General features: G+C 63.0%; 20 protein-coding genes. 12 read left to right on the top strand and 8 right to left on the bottom strand.

The window, feature by feature from the left end:
- Positions 1–8: 8 nt before the first annotated feature.
- Positions 9–1,022 (top strand): LacI family DNA-binding transcriptional regulator, encoded by a 1,014-nt coding sequence (locus BLV41_RS02385; protein ID WP_074710239.1) that lies wholly within the window; start codon positions 9–11, stop codon positions 1,020–1,022.
- Positions 1,023–1,051: 29 nt separating this feature from the next.
- Here the strand turns inward: BLV41_RS02385 and rsmD are convergent, their stop codons facing one another.
- From rsmD to BLV41_RS02365, 4 genes are read right to left on the bottom strand one after another with little or no spacing between them, the layout of a single operon-like run.
- Positions 1,052–1,630, bottom strand: a complete 579-nt coding sequence (gene rsmD / locus BLV41_RS02380; RefSeq protein WP_044579366.1) for a 16S rRNA (guanine(966)-N(2))-methyltransferase RsmD — start codon at positions 1,628–1,630, stop codon at positions 1,052–1,054.
- A gap of 18 nt (positions 1,631–1,648) precedes the next feature.
- The gene (locus tag BLV41_RS02375; protein WP_074710237.1) at positions 1,649–3,913 is read right to left on the bottom strand and encodes an ATP-dependent DNA helicase RecG; all 2,265 of its coding nucleotides are present in this window, start codon (positions 3,911–3,913) and stop codon (positions 1,649–1,651) included.
- Positions 3,900–4,889 (bottom strand): DAK2 domain-containing protein, encoded by a 990-nt coding sequence (locus tag BLV41_RS02370; protein ID WP_244516707.1) that lies wholly within the window; start codon positions 4,887–4,889, stop codon positions 3,900–3,902. The genes BLV41_RS02375 and BLV41_RS02370 overlap by 14 nt, the downstream gene beginning before the upstream one ends.
- Positions 4,879–5,895, bottom strand: a complete 1,017-nt coding sequence (locus BLV41_RS02365) for a thiamine-phosphate kinase (protein WP_074710234.1) — start codon at positions 5,893–5,895, stop codon at positions 4,879–4,881. The genes BLV41_RS02370 and BLV41_RS02365 overlap by 11 nt, the downstream gene beginning before the upstream one ends.
- Before the next feature lie 56 nt (positions 5,896–5,951).
- Here BLV41_RS02365 and BLV41_RS02360 point away from each other — a divergent pair, with 56 nt between their 5' ends.
- Entirely contained in the window at positions 5,952–6,326 is a 375-nt protein-coding gene (locus BLV41_RS02360; RefSeq protein WP_139244182.1) for a hypothetical protein, read from the top strand.
- A 54-nt stretch (positions 6,327–6,380) separates the two neighbouring features.
- Positions 6,381–7,175, top strand: coding sequence for a GNAT family N-acetyltransferase (locus BLV41_RS02355; RefSeq protein WP_074710229.1), 795 nt, complete (start codon positions 6,381–6,383; stop codon positions 7,173–7,175).
- 60 nt (positions 7,176–7,235) lie between these two features.
- Here the strand turns inward: BLV41_RS02355 and BLV41_RS02350 are convergent, their stop codons facing one another.
- Complete coding sequence (locus BLV41_RS02350; RefSeq protein ID WP_139244181.1) at positions 7,236–8,099, bottom strand: helix-turn-helix transcriptional regulator; 864 nt, start codon at positions 8,097–8,099, stop codon at positions 7,236–7,238.
- Between the two features lie 102 nt (positions 8,100–8,201).
- Between BLV41_RS02350 and BLV41_RS02345 the strand changes: the two genes are divergently transcribed.
- The gene (locus BLV41_RS02345) at positions 8,202–8,894 is read left to right on the top strand and encodes an SDR family NAD(P)-dependent oxidoreductase (RefSeq protein ID WP_074713054.1); all 693 of its coding nucleotides are present in this window, start codon (positions 8,202–8,204) and stop codon (positions 8,892–8,894) included.
- Positions 8,895–9,227: 333 nt separating this feature from the next.
- Here the strand turns inward: BLV41_RS02345 and hutU are convergent, their stop codons facing one another.
- Positions 9,228–10,907, bottom strand: a complete 1,680-nt coding sequence (hutU, locus tag BLV41_RS02340; protein ID WP_074710227.1) for a urocanate hydratase — start codon at positions 10,905–10,907, stop codon at positions 9,228–9,230.
- 248 nt (positions 10,908–11,155) lie between these two features.
- On the opposite strand from hutU, the gene BLV41_RS02335 reads away from it, so the two are divergent.
- The 6 genes from BLV41_RS02335 (at position 11,156) to BLV41_RS02310 (ending at position 17,886) form a co-directional block, all read left to right on the top strand.
- On the top strand, positions 11,156–11,899 hold the full coding sequence (locus BLV41_RS02335; RefSeq protein ID WP_074710226.1) for an SDR family oxidoreductase: 744 nt from the start codon (positions 11,156–11,158) through the stop codon (positions 11,897–11,899).
- Positions 11,900–11,975: 76 nt separating this feature from the next.
- On the top strand, positions 11,976–12,581 hold the full coding sequence (locus BLV41_RS02330; protein WP_083360556.1) for a TetR/AcrR family transcriptional regulator: 606 nt from the start codon (positions 11,976–11,978) through the stop codon (positions 12,579–12,581).
- 118 nt (positions 12,582–12,699) lie between these two features.
- Complete coding sequence (locus tag BLV41_RS02325; protein WP_074710223.1) at positions 12,700–13,524, top strand: helix-turn-helix domain-containing protein; 825 nt, start codon at positions 12,700–12,702, stop codon at positions 13,522–13,524.
- A gap of 328 nt (positions 13,525–13,852) precedes the next feature.
- On the top strand, positions 13,853–14,698 hold the full coding sequence (locus tag BLV41_RS02320) for an ABC transporter ATP-binding protein (RefSeq protein ID WP_074710220.1): 846 nt from the start codon (positions 13,853–13,855) through the stop codon (positions 14,696–14,698).
- 27 nt (positions 14,699–14,725) lie between these two features.
- The gene (locus BLV41_RS02315; RefSeq protein ID WP_074710218.1) at positions 14,726–15,784 is read left to right on the top strand and encodes an iron-siderophore ABC transporter substrate-binding protein; all 1,059 of its coding nucleotides are present in this window, start codon (positions 14,726–14,728) and stop codon (positions 15,782–15,784) included.
- Positions 15,781–17,886: an iron ABC transporter permease gene (locus tag BLV41_RS02310; RefSeq protein WP_074710216.1), complete on the top strand. Its 2,106-nt coding sequence runs from the start codon at positions 15,781–15,783 to the stop codon at positions 17,884–17,886. The genes BLV41_RS02315 and BLV41_RS02310 overlap by 4 nt, the downstream gene beginning before the upstream one ends.
- Before the next feature lie 9 nt (positions 17,887–17,895).
- Here BLV41_RS02310 and BLV41_RS02305 read toward each other — a convergent pair whose 3' ends face one another.
- A complete protein-coding gene (locus BLV41_RS02305) occupies positions 17,896–18,654 on the bottom strand; it encodes an alpha/beta fold hydrolase (protein ID WP_074710214.1) in 759 nt (252 codons plus the stop codon).
- Between the two features lie 226 nt (positions 18,655–18,880).
- On the opposite strand from BLV41_RS02305, the gene wecB reads away from it, so the two are divergent.
- Together wecB and BLV41_RS02295 are read left to right on the top strand one after the other, a co-directional pair.
- Positions 18,881–20,026 carry a non-hydrolyzing UDP-N-acetylglucosamine 2-epimerase gene (wecB, locus tag BLV41_RS02300; RefSeq protein WP_074710211.1) on the top strand — a complete coding sequence of 382 codons (1,146 nt, stop codon included), beginning with the start codon at positions 18,881–18,883 and terminating at the stop codon, positions 20,024–20,026.
- A gap of 54 nt (positions 20,027–20,080) precedes the next feature.
- A complete protein-coding gene (locus BLV41_RS02295; protein WP_244516705.1) occupies positions 20,081–20,581 on the top strand; it encodes a DUF3515 domain-containing protein in 501 nt (166 codons plus the stop codon).
- A gap of 7 nt (positions 20,582–20,588) precedes the next feature.
- Here the strand turns inward: BLV41_RS02295 and BLV41_RS02290 are convergent, their stop codons facing one another.
- Positions 20,589–21,728, bottom strand: coding sequence for a methyltransferase (locus tag BLV41_RS02290; RefSeq protein WP_074710206.1), 1,140 nt, complete (start codon positions 21,726–21,728; stop codon positions 20,589–20,591).
- Positions 21,729–21,813 lie beyond the last annotated feature (85 nt).

Here is a 21,813-nt window from a genome sequence, read left to right as displayed (position 1 = left end):
AAACGTAAATGGTCCAACCCCTGCGCCGTGCGCCAACCCGGGCCGATGTCGCGCGCCTGAGTGGCGTAAGCACCGCCGTTGTCAGCTATGTCCTCAATGACGGGCCGAAGGCCGTATCCCCCGCGGCCAAGGACAAGGTGCTGGCGGCCGTGCGGGCGTTGGGCTACCGGCCCAACGCCGCCGCCCGGGCCCTGAGCAAGGGTTCGGCTGACCTGATCGGGATGCTGGTGGGAGACACACGCAACCCGTTCTCGGCACAGCTGAGCTACAGCGTTGACAAGGCGGCCGGGGACCTTGGCCGGACCCTCCTGGTGGTCAACAGCGAAAACGGCGTGGCAACGCAGTCTGAGCACATCCGGGAACTGGCTGCACGGCAGATCAGCGGTTTGATTTCAATGCGCAGGGTGAGCGGGGAAGAGTTGGACCTGCTTTCCTCGTTCCGCATGCCCACCGTGTTGGTCAACCAGATGAGCTCAACCCCCGGCACAACCTCTGTGGGAGTTGACTACCGTGAGGGTGCCCGTCGCGCGGTGGAACACTTGCTCGGACACGGGTACCAGGGGATCGCCTTCGCCGGCGTTGACGATGCCGGCGACGGACGTGAGCGCGGGTGGATGGACGCCGTCACGGCTGCAGACCAGCCGTTGGGGGAACGCGTTGAGACCACGTACTCGCTGCGCGGCGGGTATGCGGCCGGAATGCGGTTGGGTGCCGACGGCGTCATGCCCCGGGCCATCTTTGCCGCATCCGATCAGATCGGCATAGGACTGTTGGCGGCACTCCACGAACGCGGCTTCGACGTTCCTGGCGATGTCGCAGTGGTTTCCTTCGACGGGATCAGGGAGGCCGAATACAGTTGGCCACCCCTGACAACTGCCGCGCAACCGCTTGTCCAGATCGCCGAACTCGCTGTCAACGCGCTTCTTGACTGGGACGACTTGCCCCGGAGCGTGGTATTGCCAACGGAACTGATCATTCGGCGCTCATGCGGTTGCTCCTGGCGGGGCGCACCTGCTCTCTAGTGGTCTTTTGCCCCGTCACGGGAGCGAGGCTACTCCCCTGCAGGCTCGGCGAACCACAGGCGGGTTTCGCCGTACTTCTTTTCGGCAAACCGTTCCAGAGTTTCCGGCCAGCTCGGCTCGGGAGTCCTTGCCGAGCGCTCCACCACCACCACAGCGAAGGAACTGAGCCGCGGGCCCAACAGTTCCAGGACCAGGGACAACTCGTCCTCGGTCAACGGGTACGGCGGGTCCATGAACACCAAATCCCATTGGTCGACGCCTGCCTCGGCCGCCCGCTCCAGGAACGATTCCACCTTGGAACGCTGAACGCGCACCACCTTGGTGCCCACTACTTTGTTGACCATCTCGGCGTTGCGTTGGCACACGGCTGCGGCTTTGTCATTGAACTCGACAAGCTCCACCGATTTGGCCCCCCTGCTGGCGCTTTCAACACCAAGAGACCCCGAACCGGCATACAAGTCCAGCACGCGCGTGCCAGCAAGCATGTTCATCGATTCGAGTCTGGAGAACAACGCTTCCTTGACCCGGTCAGTGGTGGGCCTGGTGCCATCCCCGGGGACAGAAACCAACAGGCTGCCGCCTGCCACACCGGCAACGATCCGGCTCATGCGCCAACCCCGGTTTTACTAGCCACGTTCAAGGAATGCCTCATTTTTCTCGGTCAGGTACATATCAATTTCCAGCTTGAGTGCCGGATGAAATTTTAGCTCGGGATCCGCGGCAACAATTTCGGTGGCGTCTTGGCGTGCCCTTTCAATCAAGTCCTCATCCCGCAATACGCTGAGCATGCGCAGCCCACTGGCGCCGCCCGATTGCCGCGCGCCGAGGATGTCGCCCTCACGGCGCATCTCAAGATCCTGTTTGGCGAGCACAAACCCATCGGCCGTTGCGGCGACGGCATCCAAACGCTTGCGGCTCGGATGGCCCTTTTCCAGGTTCGTCACCAGCAAGCAAGTACCGTTGTGCCCGCCTCGCCCCACCCGGCCACGGAGCTGGTGCAACTGGGAAATGCCGAACCTGTCGGCGTCGAGAATCACCATGAGCGTGGCATTGTGAACGTCAACACCGACCTCAATGACGGTGGTCGAGACAAGGACGTCTATCTCGCCACGGGCAAACGCTGCCATGGTGCCCTGCTTGTCCACCGAATCCAAGCGCCCGTGCAGGACCTCGATGCGCTTGCCTGCCAGCGCCGGAACAGTGCGCAAATACTGCACGACGTCGAGGACCCCGGCCATGGGGCGCGTGTCGCCGCCCTGGATCTCGAGCGGCTCGATCACCTGCTCCGACCCGAACAGGGAGTCGCTGGTTGAGCCTGTCGAAACCACGTCACCGATCTTGGGACAGACCACATAAACCTGGTGTCCGGAGTCGATCTCTTCACGCGTCCGCTCCCAGACTCGGGATTCCCAGCTGGGATGCTCGGCCAAGGGAGAAATGTGGGTCACGATGGGTGCGCGTCCCGACGGGAGTTCGGTCAGCTCGGAGACCTCCAGGTCACCAAACACCGTCATGGCCACCGTGCGCGGAATGGGTGTGGCCGTCATGACCAGCAGGTGAGGTGGTTTCAGCGCCTTGGCACGAAGGGAATCGCGTTGTTCCACACCAAAACGGTGTTGCTCATCCACAACTATCAAGCCGAGATCGGCAAATTGAACGTTGTCCGACAGCAGCGCATGTGTGCCAATGACAATGCCGGCTTCGCCGGATGCGGCAGCCAAGAGAGCCTTCTTTTTGGCAGCCGCTGGCATGGAACCGGTGAGCAGTGTGACCTGTGTGGCGTGTTGGCCGCCGAGCAGCGAGCCGGCGCCGAGGCTCCCAAGCAAGTTTGTTATGGAGTGCAGGTGCTGGGCGGCAAGCACCTCGGTGGGCGCGAGGAACGCTGCCTGCCCGCCGGCGTCGATCACCTGCAGCATGGCGCGCAGGGCAATGACGGTCTTGCCGGAGCCCACCTCACCCTGCAGCAGCCGATGCATTGGGTGCCCGGCACCAATTTCGGAAGAGATCAGTCCACCGATCTCTTCCTGCCCGGCCGTGAGTGTGTACGGCAGTTGCGCGTCGAAGGCATCGAGCAGGCCGCCTTGGACCAGTGCGCGACCGGTGGCGTCCTGGTTCATGGCCTCCAAGCGTTTTTGTGCCAGAGCCGTCTGCAGGGCCAGGGCCTCCTGGAAGCAGAATCGCTTCCGGGCGCGCGGCCAGGCCTCCATACTGGTGGGCTGGTGAATTTCCTCGTAAGCCTCGGCGAGAGCCATGAGTTTCTCGCGTTTGGCGATGCCCGCCGGGACGGGGTCGGGAATCTTGTTCAGGTCTAGAACTGGCAGGAGCACATCGATGACATGCTGGGTTTTCCAGCTGGGAAACTTGGCCGTGGCGGGGTAAACCGGGACGGGCTTGGAGGCATGGATTTCAACCTCAAGCTCGGCCATTTCGTCATCCGGCAATAAAAGGTAGCCGGGGTTGGTCAGTACCTTGTTCCCACCGTAGGTACCCACTTTGCCTGAAAACATGGCCAGGACTCCGGGCTGCAATTCCTGCTTTGCCTTGAATCCATTGAAAAAACTAATGACCAGTGTTGATGGCCGGCCGGAGTTGTCGGTAATGATGACATCGCTAATAGTCCCCTTGCGGGTTTGCATATAACGGGTCCGCAGGTCCACAACCCGGGCGAGGATGGTGACATCCTCATCGACCTGAAGTTGGTCGAGGTCTGTGAGATCGCCCCGTTCAACATAGCGGCGGGGGAACTGGTGGAGCATCTGACCAACCGTGGTGATCTCCAGCCCCTTGGCGACCTGCTTGCCAGTGGTCGTGCCCACGAGCCGGGAGAGGTCAAGCTCCAGATCCAGGTACGGCTGGGCAGGCCGCGGAACGTTAGCGTCAGAAGAAGTCATGGGCGTCTTCAGTGATGTGAGCGGATAATGCCGAGATGCTCACATTGCTTGGATCACCCACAGCCTGGATGGCATCCAATGCCATGGCCGCGGCCGGGACGTGAACGTGGAGGCGCCACGGGTAGGCGCCTGTTTCGTCGGCTTCCTCTGAGACGGCGCTCATGATGACCGAATCGCCAAGATCACCCAATTCCATGCGCAACCCGGCCGCGGCCAGGGGCGTCAGGGAAATGGTGCACATGACTTCCACGCCTTCCTGTTCTGGCATGGCCAAGGCAATGTTCGGGTCCTGCACCTTGTAGCCGGAAAGGCCGTCCAGCAAGTCTTCTTGCAGTGGCTCCCCCACAATGACGGAGCGCAGGCAATCGAGAATGAGCAGCAATCCCACGCCGCCCGCATCTACAACATGGGCCTCGGTGAGGATGTCCATCTGGGATTCTGTGAGTATTACTGCCTCACGTGCAGAACGTACAGCCTGGTCGATGGTTTCGGCCAGGACCAGGTTGGATTCATCTCCGTTTTGGGCACCCGCCACCGAGCCGGCTCCAGTTGCGGCGGCTTCAAGGACGGAAAGCATGGTGCCCGGCAGGGGTTCACTCAATGCGCTCCAGGCCCGCAACTGTGCGCGCTGCAGGGCGACGCTCAAGAGAGGCCCGCTGAGCCGCTGGGCTCCTGAAAACGGTTCCGCCATGGCCACGAGGGAGACCGAGAGCAGCGTCCCGGAGTTTCCGCGGGCTTGTTCCATGGCTGCCCGGCCTGCCACGGCCATGGTGACGCCCACGTCCGCGGGTTCGTGCTCGGCCACGGCCCGTGCCGCCGCCCGGACAGTTTGGTACAGGTTTGTCCCCGTGTCAGCGTCGGCGACGGGGTAGATGTTGATGGCGTTCAGCCGGTCGCTGTGATTGGCCAACGTCTGCTCGGCCATGGCCAACCATCGGCGAACTACGGGCGCAGTTGCGGCGATCTTAGACTGCAAAATGATCCCATCCCAGAGCGCCGTCCTCGGCGCTTTTGAAGTACTGTCCATCGATGCTCACGGCCGGTCCGGCTGCGCTCATCGACACTACTGAGCCTATCCCAACGAAGCCCTCCGGGAGTGTTGCCCCGGCCGGGAATGTGGATAACAACCCGTGGTCCTCCCCTCCTGTTAAGACCCAGGAAAGCGGTTCGGTTCCCAGTACGACGGCGCATTCCTCTAGCCTCTGGGCCATCTGACGAAGCACGGTGCCGTCCAAATCGAGGTCGACGCCGCTGGCCTTGGCAATTCTGGTGGCGTCCCGCAATAAGCCGTCTGAGATGTCCATCATGGCCGTGGCACCGGAACGGGCGGCCGCGGGTCCGGCGCTCAATGGAGGTTCCGGGCGGGCGAAAAGCGCCGCGGCGCCGGCCATCGCGGGGGTGTGCTCGGACGGGAGAATTGAACTCTCGTGCAATGCCCATCCGGCTGCGGAGAAACCCATATTGCCGCAGACCGCAATCCGGTCCCCCACCTGCGCACCGCTGCGCAAAACAGGTGCCAACCCCTCAAGGGAACCGGTCACGGCCACCGTGATGACCAGTTCACTGCCACCGGAGAGGTCTCCTCCTGCCATGGAGCACTGCGGCGCACCCAACGCAACCGTTGCGGCGCTCAAGCCCTCGGCCAGCTCCTCAACCCAAGCGACCGGCGTCATGCCAGGGAGGGTGAGGCTGATGACCATGGCCGTGGCAACGGCACCCATTGCGTTAATGTCGCTGAGATTCTGCGCCGCCGCTTTCCACCCGACGTCGAAGCCGCTGGAGGAAGTGCCGTTGGGCCAGAGAAGGCGAAAATCCTTGTCCTGAACCTGTGTGTCGATCGAGATGACGGTGCGGCCGTCGGGGGCGGCGATAATGGCGGCGTCGTCCCCGGGACCAAGGAGCATGGAGCTGCCGGCGTGCAGGCGCGGGAAAATCCGGGCTAGGAGCTCGGATTCGGAGAGTTGGGCCACGGTGAGGGTCATTGTTTAACCGTAGCCGGTGGGTGCGACATTGCTGGCGCCGATGCTACTGTCCGGACATGACGAGCTCTCCGCGGCGCCACTCGATGAACTACAACTGGATCTGGGGTCCTTTGAACCCGCTGCTGGACAAGACGGCCAAGCTCTCCCTGCAGATACACGACGCGAACCCCGATCGGCTCGGGGACCTGTTGCAGCAATGGCTGGCCACACTCACCCACGACGAGGGCGGCTGGTTCCGGGGAGGCTGGGCGGTCGACGTCGTTGCTCACGAACGCGGGTCGGCTGAACTTTTGTTCAGCTCGGGCGGCCAGGACGTTGCCGATTCGCTGCAGGACGGCGTTGATTCTTTTCACGATCAGGTGCTGGCGCCACTTGCCCTCGACCCGCTGACACCCGGAACCGTGAGCTGGACGGAGCTGCCGCTTCGCTGAAACCTTCGGCAGGGGCATCCCTCTTGCACCACACCCGCATATCCTGCAAAGTTGATGCCAATGACTATTTCCGAGCAGTACCTCCAAGCCTATGACGAGCAACTGCGCACCGAGGCAGAAACGCCCAGTGCGCTCAGCGTGACCCGGCTCGGGCCCTTGCGCCTGGCCACGTTCGCCGGTGGGCTCGGCTTCATCACGTACCGCGATCTGGGTGGCGCGGGGGCCAAGGACATGCCGGGGCTGGTCGCCGGAGCGCTGGAACACTATGGCGCGGACCCCGAAATCGACAAGGTTGAGTGGAAGGTGCGCCTGCACGACGCCTCTCCGGGACTCCCCGAGGCCCTACTGGCGCATGGGTTCTCCCCGGACGCGCCGGAATCGATCATGGTGGGCCCGCTCGAGGGCTTGTGCGCCAATGTTCCGGAGCCAGACGGCGTGACCCTGCGCAAAGTGGCCAGTGAGGCTGACGTCCGGGCCATGAGCGCCATGGCCGACGAAGCCTTTGGCGAATCCGTCGACACCCGCATGGCCGATGCCCTCCTGGCGCGTTTGGCCCGCAATGACGGTATGGAACTGTGGGTGGCCGAGGCCGACGGCAAGATCGTCAGCTGCGGCCGACTCGAACCAGTGCACGGCACCGATTTTGTCGGCATTTGGGGTGGCGCCACGCTCGAGGCCTATCGAGGACGGGGCATCTACCGGTCACTGACAGCTGCCCGCGCCCGTTCCGCCCTGGCACAGGAAAAGAAGCTGGTCCACAGCGATTCCTCGGAGTTTTCCCGCCCCATTCTGGAACGCTCCGGGCTGCTAAAGGTCTCGACCACCATCCCGTATTACTGGCGCCGCTAGAGTACGACGCCGGACACCCACCAGCAGCGTCCGGCCCAGCCTTGACGCCGGGACACCCGATCACGGGGCTACGGCTGCGGAAACGGCGGAGACGCGCAGGAAATCGAGCTTGTCGGCAGCGTCAGAACCTGTAGGAGCCGAGTAGGCAACGATCCGCAGATCGGTTCCGGCCACGGTGAAAATGTCACAGTCGAGCTCCACCTCTCCCACGGTCGGGTGCCGCACCACTTTGCGTTCCGACTGGTGCTCGCTGACGGCTCCGCTGTCCCAGAGCTCGCGAAATCGCTCGCTGGCATGGGTCAGGTCTGCAACGAGGGTTTGCACGCCGAGATCATCCGGGTACCGTCCGAAGACCCGGCGGAGATCGGCCACCAAGGAAGCCTCAAAGGACTCGAGGGCACCCGGGTTGTCCAGGTACCTGACCTCACTGCGGCTAAAATTCTCCCCGCCAAAATGAGAGCGCAAAACGTTGGGTCTCGCCTTGCCGGACGGAACGGGATCGCCCAGAAGGGCCGTCCATAGCGGGCTCCAGCTCAACAGGTCCCAGGATGCGGCAAACACGGCCAGCGGCACCTCACCAAGGCGGGAGAGCAAACGCTGAACCCCGGGTGGGATGTGCGATGGAACTTCTCCGGACGTAGGCGGAAGGAGTCCGGAGATGACAAAGAGGTGGCTCCTCTCGGCATTGTTCAGCTGAAGTGCCCGTGCCAGCGAGGCAGCCACCTGGGCTGAGGGCCGGCGGGCGCGGCCCTGTTCCAGCCGCACTAAATAGTCCACGCTCAGCCCCGCCAGTTGGGCCAATTCCTCGCGCCGCAGTCCCGTTGCCCGCCGTGACCCATAGGTGGGCATGCCGACGTCGGCGGGTTGGAGGCGGTCACGCCACGAGCGAAGAAGGGCTCCGAGGTCACTCTGGGATTCCTGCATGGATACATTCTGGCAGCGATCCATGGATTCTGGGTAGTACTGCCAGTCCATATGAAAGGCAGGGCCACGACAGCAGGGCGGCCCGGTCAACAGACTGAAGACATGACAACAACACTGATTACCGGATCCAACAAGGGCCTCGGCCACGAAACCGCCCGGCGCCTCATCGCCGCCGGGCACACCGTGTGGATGGGAGCCCGCGATGCAACACTTGGCCAGGAAGCAGCCGACGCCTTGGGTGGCAAGTTCGTCCAGCTCGACGTCACGAGCGATTCCTCCGTCGCCGAGGCCGCTAAGACCATTGCGGCCGCTGGCGGGCTGGACGTCCTGATCAACAACGCCGGTATTGCCGGCCCGATGAGCCCGGTGGAGGAACTGACCTCGGCGGATGCGTTGAACGTCTACGGCACCAATGTCGTGAGCATCGTCCGCCTAAGCAACGCTTTTCTCCCCGTCCTGCGCGCATCAACCGCGCCAACCATCGTCAATGTCAGCAGCGGGTTGGGATCGTTTGACGCCGTCCATGATCCGGAGCGGATCGAGTCTCAAGTAATCGCACCTCTCTACACCTCCTCGAAGTCCGCCGTCACGATGCTCACCGTCCAATACGCCAAGGCGTTCCCGGAGATGCGCATCAACGCCGCGGATCCCGGCTACACGGCAACCGATCTCAACGGCAACAACGGAACACAGACGGTACAGGAAGGGACGGATGCGATCGTTGACCTGGCCACCCGTGGCGGAACAGGCCCAACAGGAACGTTCATCGACCGCAGTGGTTTGGCCCCTTTCTAGGACCCGGAAACGCTAAGGCACGACGTCGGGATGTCCCCTCCCCCGTCGGCAACCCAAGAATTAGGTAGCCGCCGTTGGGCACCTTGTGGCCCGGGTAGGTTCCCTCCCTTAACGCGCCGTCGCTGGCTACGAGCACCGCCTCGAATTCCGCATCCGGGACCACCATGGCTTCATCGTGAAACGAGATCAGGTACTTCGTCATTCGATGACTCCTCTGCTCCGGCGGCGACAAATAGGCTCACCAAAACAAGAAATGACACCGATGCTCTCATTCGCTGCTGATACTTCCAGCGCGAATGACAGCATCGGCGTCATAACTGCCAAGGGGCGGGGTTACTGCTCTTGCATGGGGATCCGGACTCCGCGCTCGGCGGCGACGTCAATGGCTCGCTCGTAGCCGGCGTCGGCGTGGCGGATAACGCCCATGCCCGGGTCATTTGTCAGCAACCGTGCAAGTTTCTCGCCCGCCAGTGCCGAACCGTCGGCAACGGATACCTGCCCGGCATGGATGGATCGGCCGATTCCCACACCGCCGCCGTGATGAATGGAAACCCAGGTGGCCCCGGACGCCGTGTTGAGCATGGCGTTGAGCAGGGGCCAATCCGCGATGGCGTCGGAGCCATCCTTCATGGACTCGGTCTCGCGGTACGGTGAAGCGACTGAACCCGAATCAAGGTGGTCACGGCCAATAACGATCGGTGCCGACACCTTGCCCGAAGCCACCAGCTCATTGAACATCACGCCGGCCTTGGCGCGTTCGCCGTAGCCCAGCCAGCAAATCCGGGCCGGCAGGCCTTCAAACTCAACGTGTTCGGCAGCGGCGTCGAGCCAACGGTGCAGGTGCGCATTTTCTGGGAACAGCTCCTTCAATGCCTCATCGGTGACGCGGATGTCCTCAGGATCTCCCGAGAGCGCAACCCAACGGAACGGGCCCATGCCCTCGCAGAACAGCGGGCGGATGTAGGCCGGAACAAAGCCCGGGAATTCGAAGGCCCGGTTGTAGCCGCCCTTCCGTGCCTCGTCACGGATCGAGTTGCCGTAGTCAAACACCTCGGCGCCGGCGTCCTGGAATTCCACCATGGCCTGTACGTGGCGGGCCATCGCATTCTGCGACTTCTTCGTGAACCCTTCAGGATCAGCCTCGGATTCAGCAGCCCACTCCTCCACGGAGTATTCGGTAGGCAGGTAGGACAGTGGGTCGTGCGCACTTGTCTGGTCAGTGACAATATCAACAGCAAATTCGCCATCCTGATGGCGGCGCAGGATTTCGGGGAACACCTCGGCGGCGTTGCCCACAACGCCAACGGACAGCGGCGTCTTGGACGATTTTGCCGCCAACACACGCTCGAGCGCAGCATCCAGGGAAGGTGCCAGCTCGTCCAAGTAGCGCTTGCCCACACGGCGCTGGAGTCGTTCGGCGGAAACGTCAACAATGAGGCAGGCGCCGCCGTTTAGCGTGACGGCCAACGGCTGCGCGCCGCCCATGCCGCCGCAACCGCCCGTCAAGGTCAGTGTTCCGGCCAAGGTACCGCCAAAGCGCTTCTCGGCAATAGCAGCAAAAGTCTCAAAGGTGCCCTGCAGAATGCCCTGGGTACCGATGTAGATCCACGAGCCGGCCGTCATCTGGCCGTACATCATCAGACCTTCGGCCTCCAGCTTGCGGAATTCTGGCCAGGTCGCCCAGTCCCCCACGAGGTTCGAGTTGGCCAGAAGCACGCGCGGCGCCCACACGTTGGTGCGGAAGACACCCACGGGCTTACCCGACTGCACCAGGAGAGTCTCGTCGTCGTCAAGCGTTTTGAGAGTGGCCACGATGGCGTCATAGGCCTCCCAGGAGCGGGCTGCGCGGCCGGTGCCGCCGTATACAACCAGGTCCTCGGGGCGTTCGGCCACTTCCGGGTCCAGATTGTTCATGAGCATGCGCAGCGGGGCTTCGGTCTGCCACGACTTGGCCGAAAGCTCGGTGCCGCGGGCAGCACGAATGGTGCGGGATGGGTCATGCATCGTTGCCATGATGTTCCTTATTTCGGTTGCTCGTCGCCAAGCACAAACGGCCGGGTAAAAGTTCTTATGCTCCTATCCAAGCGTTCAAAACCGCCCATGAATAGGCGCCCCGATGGGAGGCAGTCTGGGATTCAAGACAAGGCGGACGTGAAGGCTCGCCGGGGTCGCGGAAGCCATCAACACAGCAAGTAGTGGACGGATCGTTCATATTATGATTATATGAACACATCGTTCACATAGACCTCCAGGAGCAAGTGATGACCCCCAGCAAAACACCCACCCGCGTCGCCCTCGTGACGGGCGGCTCAGGCGGCATCGGCCGTGCCGTTGTGATGAAGTTGGCAGCCGACGGGTTTGCGGTCGGCGTCCACTATTCAGGGAATTCCGGGCGGGCACAGTCGATTGCCGATGAGGTTGCGGCTGGCGGCGGCCAGGCAATAACCATTGCAGGCGACGTCTCCGAGCCGACAGCCATGACCGCAGCCTTCGATGCTGTTGAGGCCGCATTTGGCGGGATCGACGTCGTCATCAACACGGCCGGGATCATGATCCTTTCGCCCGTTGCCACCTTGAACCTGGCGGATCTGGACAGGATGCACCGCATTAATATCCGCGGCACATTCGTGGTGTCCCAACTTGCCGCCAATCGACTGCGCCGAGGTGGCGCGCTGATTAACGTCTCCACGAGCCAGACGTTGCTCCAGCACCCCGGCTACGCTCCGTACGCCGCCAGCAAAGCCGCCGTGGAGAGCTTGACCCTTATCCTGGCTCGCGAGCTGCGAGGCAAGGACATCACCGTTAATGCGGTGGCGCCTGGCCCCACAGCAACGCCTCTTTTCCTTGACGGGAAAGATGAGCAAACCGTGGAACGCCTCACCCAGCTGGCCCCTCTCGAGCGATTGGGAACGCCCGAGGACATCGCCCAGGTTGCAGCATTCCTGGCCGGACCGGCACGTTGGATCAACGGCCAGGTGCTCTTTGCCAACGGCGGCATCGCCTAAATAATCCATGCCCCCAGATCACGGCGTGAGCCAGGTTTCTGGCATCATTTGATTGACATGAGCGGAGAAAACTAACTTGGACCAAGCTGCATTGCCGGAAAATCGCGGCCGCGGCCGCCGGCCAGCCGAGGAAGTCCGCGCCGACATCCTGGAGACCGTCGGTACCCTCCTACTGAGCGAAGGGACCGCGGACCTCACCTTTGAACGCATCTCCCGCCACGCAGGAGTCAGCAAGACAACGCTTTATAAGTGGTGGCCATCCAAGGGAGCACTAGCCCTTGATGGCTACTTCCACGCGGTTGAGGAAAGGCTTGCTTTCCCGGACACCGGTGACATTCGCGCTGATCTCACCCACCAGCTTCGTTCCTTCGGCAAGCTCATGACCACATCATTGGGCGGCAGGGCCCTGCTGGAGCTGATCGGCCAGTCCCAAACAGACAAGGATCTGGCTCTTGCTTTTCGCCAGAAATATTCCTCACAACGCAGGCGCCTGGCAGGGGAACGCCTGCAGCGCGCCCAAAACATGTCCCAGATCCGGGCCGACGTTGATGTGCAGATCCTCGTTGACCAGCTCTGGGGCGCGGCCTACCACCGGCTCCTGATTCCGGATGAGCCCGTGACAGAGTCCTTCATCACCGGGCTGGTGTCCAACTTGTTCGACGGCGTGGGCCGCCGCAGCTGAAGGTGCTGGCAGCTTCGTCGTCGTCACAGCCGCGACTGGCAATCGCGCTTCGGCCCTGCGCACCGGGTTGCGCTCCACGCGGCAGTCAAGCACATCAGGCTCGGGTACACTCACTCGCATGAGACTTCCGCTGCCCGCCCATGCCGGGCACGGGGCATGGCGCCGCGAGCCAAGCACGGTTGTTCGCCGAGGTCAGAGCCTTCCGCCTAACATGCGCGAATCGTTCGTCATTTTTGCCGAAACTGAAACTCCCCCAGCGCCGCTCGAGTGGGAGCCGCACTCGCACCCCCTCCACGAACTTGTATGGGCGCGCGGCGGAACCATGACCACGCGAGTTGGCGACCGGATCTATACCGTCTCCGAGGGAGAAGGCTTGTGGCTGCCCGCCGGTCAGGTACATGCAGGCCGCCTCACCGCCAACGTTGAATTTCACAGCGCCTTCTTTTCTCGCCACCGCACTCCGGTGGCCTTTGCGGCACCCACCGTGATCACCATGGTTCCCCTTCTCGAATCCCTGCTTAGACATCTCGCCCGCACGGACCTTCCCAGTGACGCCCGGGAACGGGCTGAGTCCGTCGTGTTCGATGTGTTGCAACCGTCAGGGCAGCAGCTACGACTGCAGCTGCCTGGCGACCGCAGAATTGATCCCATCGCCGAGACCCTCCTCAATGACCCTTCAGACGGCCGGTCCCTCGATGAGTGGGCGCAACTATTGGGCATCAGCGAACGCACCATCACCCGGGCGTTTCGCCACACCACCGGATTGTCCTTCGCGCAGTGGCGGCGGGTACTGCGCGTCCATCACGCCCTGGCACTGCTGTCCGAGGGCTGGGACGTCCGCACCACCTCGGAGATGGTGGGCTACGCGCAACCGAGCTCGTTTATTGCAGCATTCCGCACAGTCATGGGGACAACGCCCGGCTCCCTTCCGACCACCTCGTGATAGCACTGCAATAGCGCTGCAAGAGCATCCCAGAGAAGCTCATCAGAGCCACGCAATATGGGTCTGAAGTGTCCGGAAAACCAAATCAGGTGTCCCCAAATCCAGATTGCGGACAGGTCGGACCGCCCATATACTCACTAAGGCAAGGCGAACCTAACTTCCAGGACGTCAGTGGTTCCACTGCTCGTTGGACAAGGAAGCCTGCAGGTCCCCCAGGACTGGCGCCGCGCCCGACCATTTCCCTTCCTGCCCTAGGTAGCACCATGCCCATCCCCTGCATCGCAAACGCTGATCTGCCAGCTACCGCCGCCAGCATCGGCACACGGTTATGATCCCCAGCACCTCACTGAGCGGCGAAAACCTTCTCTTGCAGTACGGTCGCGAGACAGTGGTGCACGGGGTTTCACTCACCCTCGAACCTGGCCAGGTGACAGCTTTGGTTGGCCCCAACGGCAGTGGGAAATCTACTCTGCTTCGCTCACTTGCACGTCTGCACCGCGCGGAGGCCGGCACCGTAACCCTTGGCGGCCGCACCGGCCAGGATGCCCGGGCCGCCTCCCTGCTCTCGGCGCGGGAATTTGCCCGCGAGGTTACGCTCTTTTCCCAGTCCCGGCCGGCACCGCAGGGCCTGACCGTGCGCGAGGTCGTGGCCTTCGGCCGCCATCCGCACCGAAAAGGTTTTGCCGGACTGTCCGCGACTGACCGGAGCGCCATCGACCACGCCATGGGCGCCACGGGCCTACGTCCCATGGCCAACCGCTCGGTTGGCGAGCTCTCCGGCGGCGAGGTTCAGCGCGTCTGGCTGGCCGCCTGCGTGGCGCAGCAGACCGGCGTGGTGCTCTTGGATGAACCCACCAACCACCTGGATCTGCGCTATCAGATCGAGACCCTGGATTTGGTGCGTGACCTGGCCGATGATCACGGCGTTGCCGTGGGCATTGTGCTGCACGACCTGGACCATGCAGCCCGCATTGCAGACAATCTCCTGTTGTTGTCCGCAGGCCGCATCCACGCCGGCGGTCGGCCCGCCCAAGTGCTTACCGCCGAGAACATTGCTGAGGTTTACTCCATCCGTGTCGAAGTCAGCTTCGACGAACACAGCAACCGGCTCCGCATCGACCCGATCGGGCGCCATTCGCCCCGGGTTCGCGGCGCCTCTGCCCAACTTTCCTAAACACTCCTTCCCCGAAAGATAGCCTCCATGACCCGGTTCCACCCCTTTGCGGCCGCAGCGGCCACACTCGCCGTCGCCGCGTTTGCCCTCACCGGCTGCGGCACCACCAGCGTCGACAGCGCCGGAAACGACACCGTCGCCGCCTCTTCTCAGGACTGCACCACCGACACCACGGCTACCTCAACGGCTCCCGTGTCCATGACCGACGGCGTAGGCCGTACGGTCAAGCTCGACATGCCCGCCAAGCGCATTGCCGTCCTGGAATGGCAGCAGATTGAGGATGCACTCACGCTCTGCGTGGCCCCCGTGGCGGTTTCGGATGCAGCCGGCTACGGAACCTATGTCAGTGCCGAGACCATCCCCGACGGTGTGGCCGACATTGGCACCCGCGGCGAGCCGGATCTCGACACCCTGTATGCCGCGAACCCCGATCTCATCATCGTCGAGGCGTTCAAGGCCGACGACGAACTCATCACCCAGCTCGAGGCCCGCGGGGTGCCTGTGCTCGCCACCTTGGGAGCCAACGGCGCCGACCCCATCGGCAACATGAAAACCGTCTTCTCGATGATCGCCGAAGCCACGGGCCGTACGGAGCGGGCAGAAGCGGTCCTTGGCAGCTTCGATGCTCACCTGAGCGACGCCAAGGCCAAAGTCGAGGCCGCCGGCCTGCCGACGTCGAGCTTCTTGTTCTTTGACGGCTGGATTGAAGGCGGCAACGTCACCATCCGCCCGTACGGCAAGGGTGCATTGTTCACCGCTCTAGGCGAGGAGCTGGGCATGAGCACCGCCTGGACCGATGAGATCGACAAGAGCTATGGCAACGGCGGCGTGGACCCGGCCTACGGTTTGGGACAAACCGATATTGAGGGCCTGACGGCCGTGGGCAGCGCCAACCTGTTCTATTCCAATGATGACACCGCGGACAGCTATGTGACCGAACTGGCCAAGAACCCGATCTGGACTTCGCTGCCTGCCGTCAAGGAAGGCCGCGCCTACGCTTTCCCGGCCGGCGTCTGGGGCGCCGGCGGGCCGCTGTCCTGCCAGCAGGCCATCGACGCCTTCGTCGACGCCCTTCTCAAGGGGTGAGCTCTCCAACTCAAGCCGCAACACCGGGGATCCAGTCCCGCAAGCCCGAGGCCAACCCCGGCGGCACAGCTGCCGGGGTTGGTGTTCTGGTTTTTCTCGCTCTCGCCATCACGGTTGTGGGGTTGTGGCACCTGACCCAGGGCACCTCCGGCGTGGGCCCTCGTAATTTGTTGCGCCTCCTTGCTGGGGCCCAGGAGAGCGTGGGCGGCGTGCCGGTCAGGGATGTACTGACCGGCTCACGGCTCCCCCGCCTGTTCGCCGGCGTCGCCGTGGGCTTTGCACTGGGCACGGCAGGGGTGCTGCTGCAGTCCGTTACGCGCAACGTCCTGGCGTCCCCGGATACCTTGGCCGTCACGGCCGGTTCCTACTTTGCACTCTCGCTCGTGGCCGCCTTTGGGCTGGCCGTGCCTCTGTGGGCCTCCAGCGGCGTGGCCTTTGTTGGCGGACTGCTGGCCGCCGCCCTGGTCCTGGGGCTCGCGGGGAATAGTGCAGGCAATGGCACCACCCGGCTGATTCTGGCTGGATCGGCCACCGCCATGGCGTTGGATGCGGCGACGGCCATGCTGTTGATCCTGTTCAAGGAAAACACCACAGGCCTGTTCGCTTGGGGCAGCGGCTCACTGGCCCAGCTCAACCTTGACGCGTCGGTTCGGGCCGCGCCGGTCATCATTGTGGTCCTGTGCGTGGCCTTTCTCTTGTGCCGCCGGCTCGACGTCCTGAAACTCGGTGATGACACGGCCGCAACCCTTGGTGTGCCTATCCGCCCTACGCGCCTCACCGCTGTGGTCTGCGCCGTGGTGCTCACGAGCATTTCCGTGACGCTGGCCGGCCCCATCGCGTTTGTGGGCCTGGGCGCCCCGGTGCTGGCACGCCTCATCGCCAGCCGTGTCCAAGCCCTGCACCGGCATCTGCTCCTGGTCCCCCTGTCCGGACTGCTGGGAGCGCTGTTGATCCTGCTGGCCGACGCCGTATTGCGCGGCATCCTCAGCGCCGAAGGCGCCACCTCCATCCCCACCGGAATCCCGACGGCGATGCTTGGTGCCGTGGTGATAGTCATCCTGGCCATGCGGATGCGGGATTCGGGCCCCATCCGCCAGCCACCCAGCGCCCGGATCGGTATCCACTCCCGCCGTCGTTTCTTCGTGTCCCTGGCGACTGCGTCCGTGCTACTGCTCGCGGCACTGGTGATTGGCTTGCTGGCAGGGAGTTTGTGGCTGCGTCTGGGCGATATTGGCTTGTGGCTCCAGGGCGCCGCACCGGACTTGATTGGGCGGGCGCTGGATGAACGCGGCCCACGCGTGGCCGCCGCCGCCTTGGCCGGCGCAGCGCTGGGCTTGGCTGGCTGCGTGGTCCAGGCAACCGTGCGCAATCCACTCGCCGAACCGGGGTTGCTCGGCATTACGGCCGGGGCCGGTTTGGGTGCCGTCAGCGTGGTGACGTCGGGCGCGGGCGGACGCCCCCTGCTCATCACCATGGCTGTGGTGATGGGTTTGGCCACCTTCGCCCTGATCGCCCTGCTGGCATGGCGCGGCGGATTCCTGCCGGATCGTTTTGTGTTGATCGGCATTGGCTGCGGCTACGGCCTGAGCGCCTTGACAACGTTTCTGCTGCTGCGAGCCGATCCGTGGAACACGCCCCGGATCTTGACGTGGCTCTCCGGCACCACATATGGGCGCACGTTCCCGGACGTTGCCCCGGTGGCGGTGGGGCTGCTCCTGGCGGTGCCAATGTTGTTCATGATGCGCCGCCAGCTGGACCTGCTGGCCATCGACGAGGACACCCCGCGCATCCTTGGGATCAGATCCGAGCGGACGCGCCTTCTACTGCTGGCTGTGGCCGCCGTCCTGGCGTCCCTGAGTGTGGTGGCGATCGGTGCGGTCGGCTTTGTGGGGCTCGTGGCGCCGCACCTGGCCCGGGCACTGGTTGGTGCCAGGCATGGCCGGCTCATCCCGGTCTCAATGCTGCTGGGCGCGCTGCTGGTCTCTGTGGCCGACGTTCTGGGCCGCACCATCATTTCACCGGCCCAGATTCCGGCCGGACTCATGATTGCCCTGCTTGGCGGCCCCTACTTTGTGTGGCTGCTGCGACGTTCACGGGGTTAGCGCCGAAGGTCAGGCCTGGGCTAGGAAACCCCGAATGATGGTGCTGATCAGTTCCGGGCGCTCTGCAATCAGTCCATGGCCGGTCCCGGGCACAATGGCCAGCTGAGCGCCAGGGATCGATGCCGCGATGAGCAGGCTGTGGGCGGGTGGGATGGAGTCCCGGTCCCCCGACATGATGAGCGTCGGTGCGTTGACGGCCCTCAGGCGGGCAGGATCAATGTGCGGTTCGCTGGTCCACAGCCGCAGCAGTTTGGCCAGCACGGCGTCGGCATGTCCGGCGCCGTCGGGCGAGAGCCGCCCATAGTGCATCCGTTCCACGTCCGGCTTTGCTTCACCCTGATCTATGGACGACCCCAGGGCGTCCAGCCGTGGACCGTCTCCGGCTGTGGGGGTGAAGACTGAGGGGTCAAGGTTGGCGCTGACAGCCACGAGCGATCGCACCCGGTCCGGGTGCTCCAGTGCCAGCATGAGGCCGATGATCGCGCCGTCGCTGTAGCCAACCACGTGCACCGAGTCCAGGCCCTGGGCATCAAGATAGGCCAGGGTATCTGCAATGCCGCGGGCATAGCTGTAGTCGGTGTCGATGTCGGCCGAGCGCCCGTGGCCGGAACGTTCAAAGGCAAAGACCCGATAGTCCTTCACGAGCGCGTCGGACTGCCCGCGCAGAGACTCCAAAGAGCAGAAGCCGCCGTGCAGGAGAAGGACCGGTTCCCCCTCGCCGGCTATTTCCGAGTAGAGCTCTTCCCCGTTGATGCTCAGGTATGTCATTGAATCCCACCGTCTCTCCGGGCCATTCGCGCGGTGCCCCATTGGAGCTGTTTGCCAGTGCTCGTGTGTGCCCGTCAGAGAGTACCACTGCCGGGAACCGTTCCTCCTGCACCAAGGCATCGGAGGCCTCGATGGCATATCTGTGGGCCAGCGTCGCCCCACCGGAGTTTGATCCCCATCCAGTAAACTGAAGAGACAATTCAGATTGACTTTTATTGGGGGAAAAATGCCTGTTGTCATGCCTATTTACGGAACGCGCCCGGAAGCGATCAAGATGGCTCCCATTGTTGCTGCGCTCAAGGCCTCGGCAACTTTGGATTGCGTGGTTACTGTGACCGGACAACACCGCGAAATGCTTGATCAGGTCAATGAACTCTTTGAGATCAACCCCGACCATGACTTGGATATTTTGCAGCCGGGTCAGTCTCTTTCTGACATCCTGACTCGCACAATTACGGGGCTTGACAAGCTGTTTGCACATGCCAGGCCGGATGTAGTTGTTGTCCAAGGCGACACGACCACCTCAACTGCGGGCGCCATCGCAGCGTTCTACGCCGGAATTCCGGTGGTCCACGCCGAAGCCGGCCTGCGCAGTCACAACCTGTTTTCCCCTTTCCCGGAGGAAGCAAACAGAAAAATCACCACCCAGATCGCCAGCCTGCATTTGGCGCCAACGAGTACCAGCAAGCAGAACCTCCTCAATGAAGGCGTCAACGAAGACGACATTGTGGTCACCGGAAATACCGTCATTGATGCCCTTCTGACGACAGTAGATAAACGAGTCCCGTTTACGGACCCCGCGTTGGAGGTCTTGGCAGCATCCGGTCAACAAGTTCTGCTTGTAACAACCCACCGTCGCGAAAATCAAGGCGATGCCATGCGAGGCGTTGGGCGGGCGCTGGCCCGTATCGCCGACGCCTATCCGGAAATGATGATTGTGCTTCCGGCCCACAAGAACCCCGTGGTCCGTGAGGCAGTATTGCCAGCCATTGAGGGCAAGGCCAACGTGATGGTGACCGAACCACTGGCGTATGGCGAATTTACGCGCATGATCTCCATCGCTCACATCGTCCTGACTGATTCCGGCGGTGTGCAAGAGGAAGCCCCAAGTTTGGGCAAGCCGGTTCTCGTCATGCGAGACAACACGGAGCGTCCTGAAGCCGTCGAAGCCGGAACCGTCAAACTTATTGGAACCGACGAGGACGTCATCGTTGCCCAAGTAACGCGATTGATGCAGGATTCTCAACATTTCGAGGCCATGGCCCTGGCCGTCAACCCCTACGGAGACGGCAAGGCAGCAATGAGGACTGTTGCTGCAATTGAACAATTACTTGGCACCGGTGAAAGAAGGACCGACTTCGCTGACAGTTGAGGGATCAAAGACTGGCGGGGCGTGCTCTCAGCTTTGACCGATATGCTCTATTACATGCTTTTGAATTCTCGGTCCTGGCGGATTGCTGTGCCTTTTGCGGCCTCAGCACTGCTCATGTTGACCGCCTGCGCCCCGTCGGTCACCATCAATGAAGCCAAAGACGCCAACAACCCGGCGTGCGCGCCCATGATGGTGGCCCTGCCCGATTCCCTGGCCGACGCCAAGCGCCGAACCACCTCAAGCCAGGCGACCGCGGCCTGGGGAGACCCCGCCCTGGTGGTCCTGCGCTGCGGCGTTCCAGTGCTCGGCCCCACCACTGACAAGTGCGTCACTGTCAACGGGGTTGATTGGGTACTCAAACAAGACGACGAGACCTGGACCATCACCAGTTACGGGCGCAACCCGGCCACGGAACTAGTGCTGAAGGAAAACACGGTCCCTTCGGACACCGTGCTGACCCAGATCTCTACAGCCGTGTCCAAGATTCCCTCGACAGGCGGCTGTGTTGGATTGGGCGATCTGCCGGCCGCCGCACCGACTACGCCGGCAGGATAACTCCCGGCTAAGCCTTGGCGCTCAGCTTCCACAAGGAAGTAATTTCTTGGGACCGGGCCGCGAAGAACGGATCGCTGGCGTCCATGGACCGCGGATGACGGGCCGCAGTGTCCACCTTGTCCACCACTGCAAGCCCCGCGTTCCCAATCCAGAGCAGAAGATCTTCCCGTGTACGCAGGCCTAGGTGTTCAGCAAGGTCAGAGATGATCAGCCAGCCCTCTCCCCCGGGTTCCAGGTGCTCCTTGAGTCCCGTGAGGAATGCCTTGAGCATTCGGCTCTTGGGATCGTACACGGCGTTGTCCAGCAAGGTATTGGCTGTTCCCGGCAGCCACGGCGGGTTACACACCACCAAGGGAGCACGGCCCTCGGGGAACATATTTGCCAGCGTTGCCTCAACGGCCTGTGCCAAGCCCAGAGCTTGTAGATTCTCCTGCGCGCAGGCAATGGCCCGAGCTTCGCTGTCGGTGGCAATGACACGCTTGACGCCTCGCTGGGCCAAGATTGCCGCTAGAACGCCCGTTCCGGTGCCAATGTCAAAGGCCAGCTCAGTTGACGGAAGTTTGGCCTGGGCCACGAGGGCAAGATACTCACTACGGATGGGCGCAAACGTCCCATAGTGCGGGTGGATGACAGCGTCCAGTTCCTGAATAAACAAACCATTGCGGCGCCACTCGTACGCTCCCACTGCACCAAGTACATCCTGCAGGGTTGCCACTGTCAGGCTCTCCACCGGCCCGGCTGCCGCCAACCAAGCCTGCGAAACATCCGGCGCGCGGCGAAGCGCCACGGCGGGACCCTGCTCCAATGGAACAAGCAATTGGCCCAGCATCCTGGCCCGCTGTGTGCGCCCCTGGCGGTAGCGGTAGAACGCTTTGGCGACATCTTCGCCGTCGTTCCTGGAAAAGGTCGGCAGGCGCCGAGCAATGGCCGAGAGCAGCTGGCGGGCATTGTGGTAATCGCCCTGCCACAACAAGGCTGTCCCCTGGGCGACGAGACGGTAGGCATCATCAGCTGTGAGGGAGTCGTCAACCACCTGCACCTTCTTGGGCGCTGGAGCACCGCTTGCCGAGAACCAACGGGCCGTGTGCTCGGCATCCGCCTGCATCCAGGAAATGACGTTCGACGCCGGCGATGGTTCAGTACTCATGGGGTGGGGCTCCTCGAATGATTGCCGGGGCCAAGCAGTGCTGGCGAGTGCCCACAGGACAGGACTAACGCCCCAGTTTAGCCCG

It is taken from the genome of Arthrobacter alpinus (genome assembly GCF_900105965.1).
Lineage (GTDB): Bacteria > Actinomycetota > Actinomycetes > Actinomycetales > Micrococcaceae > Specibacter > Specibacter alpinus.
The sequence above is the reverse complement of the archived record's forward strand: the minus strand, read 5'-3'. Positions and strand labels throughout refer to the sequence as shown.

Bases quoted from the DNA above. Each gene is read 5' to 3' on its own strand.
- BLV41_RS02385 (WP_074710239.1), top strand. From the start codon at position 9: ATGGTCCAACCCCTGCGCCGTGCGCCAACCCGGGCCGATGTCGCGCGC.
- rsmD (WP_044579366.1), bottom strand. From the start codon at position 1,630: ATGAGCCGGATCGTTGCCGGTGTGGCAGGCGGCAGCCTGTTGGTTTCT.
- BLV41_RS02375 (WP_074710237.1), bottom strand. From the start codon at position 3,913: ATGACTTCTTCTGACGCTAACGTTCCGCGGCCTGCCCAGCCGTACCTG.
- BLV41_RS02365 (WP_074710234.1), bottom strand. From the start codon at position 5,895: ATGACCCTCACCGTGGCCCAACTCTCCGAATCCGAGCTCCTAGCCCGG.
- BLV41_RS02360 (WP_139244182.1), top strand. From the start codon at position 5,952: ATGACGAGCTCTCCGCGGCGCCACTCGATGAACTACAACTGGATCTGG.
- BLV41_RS02355 (WP_074710229.1), top strand. From the start codon at position 6,381: ATGCCAATGACTATTTCCGAGCAGTACCTCCAAGCCTATGACGAGCAA.
- BLV41_RS02350 (WP_139244181.1), bottom strand. From the start codon at position 8,099: ATGCAGGAATCCCAGAGTGACCTCGGAGCCCTTCTTCGCTCGTGGCGT.
- BLV41_RS02345 (WP_074713054.1), top strand. From the start codon at position 8,202: ATGACAACAACACTGATTACCGGATCCAACAAGGGCCTCGGCCACGAA.
- hutU (WP_074710227.1), bottom strand. From the start codon at position 10,907: ATGGCAACGATGCATGACCCATCCCGCACCATTCGTGCTGCCCGCGGC.
- BLV41_RS02335 (WP_074710226.1), top strand. From the start codon at position 11,156: ATGACCCCCAGCAAAACACCCACCCGCGTCGCCCTCGTGACGGGCGGC.
- BLV41_RS02325 (WP_074710223.1), top strand. From the start codon at position 12,700: ATGAGACTTCCGCTGCCCGCCCATGCCGGGCACGGGGCATGGCGCCGC.
- BLV41_RS02320 (WP_074710220.1), top strand. From the start codon at position 13,853: ATGATCCCCAGCACCTCACTGAGCGGCGAAAACCTTCTCTTGCAGTAC.
- BLV41_RS02315 (WP_074710218.1), top strand. From the start codon at position 14,726: ATGACCCGGTTCCACCCCTTTGCGGCCGCAGCGGCCACACTCGCCGTC.
- BLV41_RS02305 (WP_074710214.1), bottom strand. From the start codon at position 18,654: ATGACATACCTGAGCATCAACGGGGAAGAGCTCTACTCGGAAATAGCC.
- wecB (WP_074710211.1), top strand. From the start codon at position 18,881: ATGCCTGTTGTCATGCCTATTTACGGAACGCGCCCGGAAGCGATCAAG.
- BLV41_RS02295 (WP_244516705.1), top strand. From the start codon at position 20,081: ATGCTTTTGAATTCTCGGTCCTGGCGGATTGCTGTGCCTTTTGCGGCC.
- BLV41_RS02290 (WP_074710206.1), bottom strand. From the start codon at position 21,728: ATGAGTACTGAACCATCGCCGGCGTCGAACGTCATTTCCTGGATGCAG.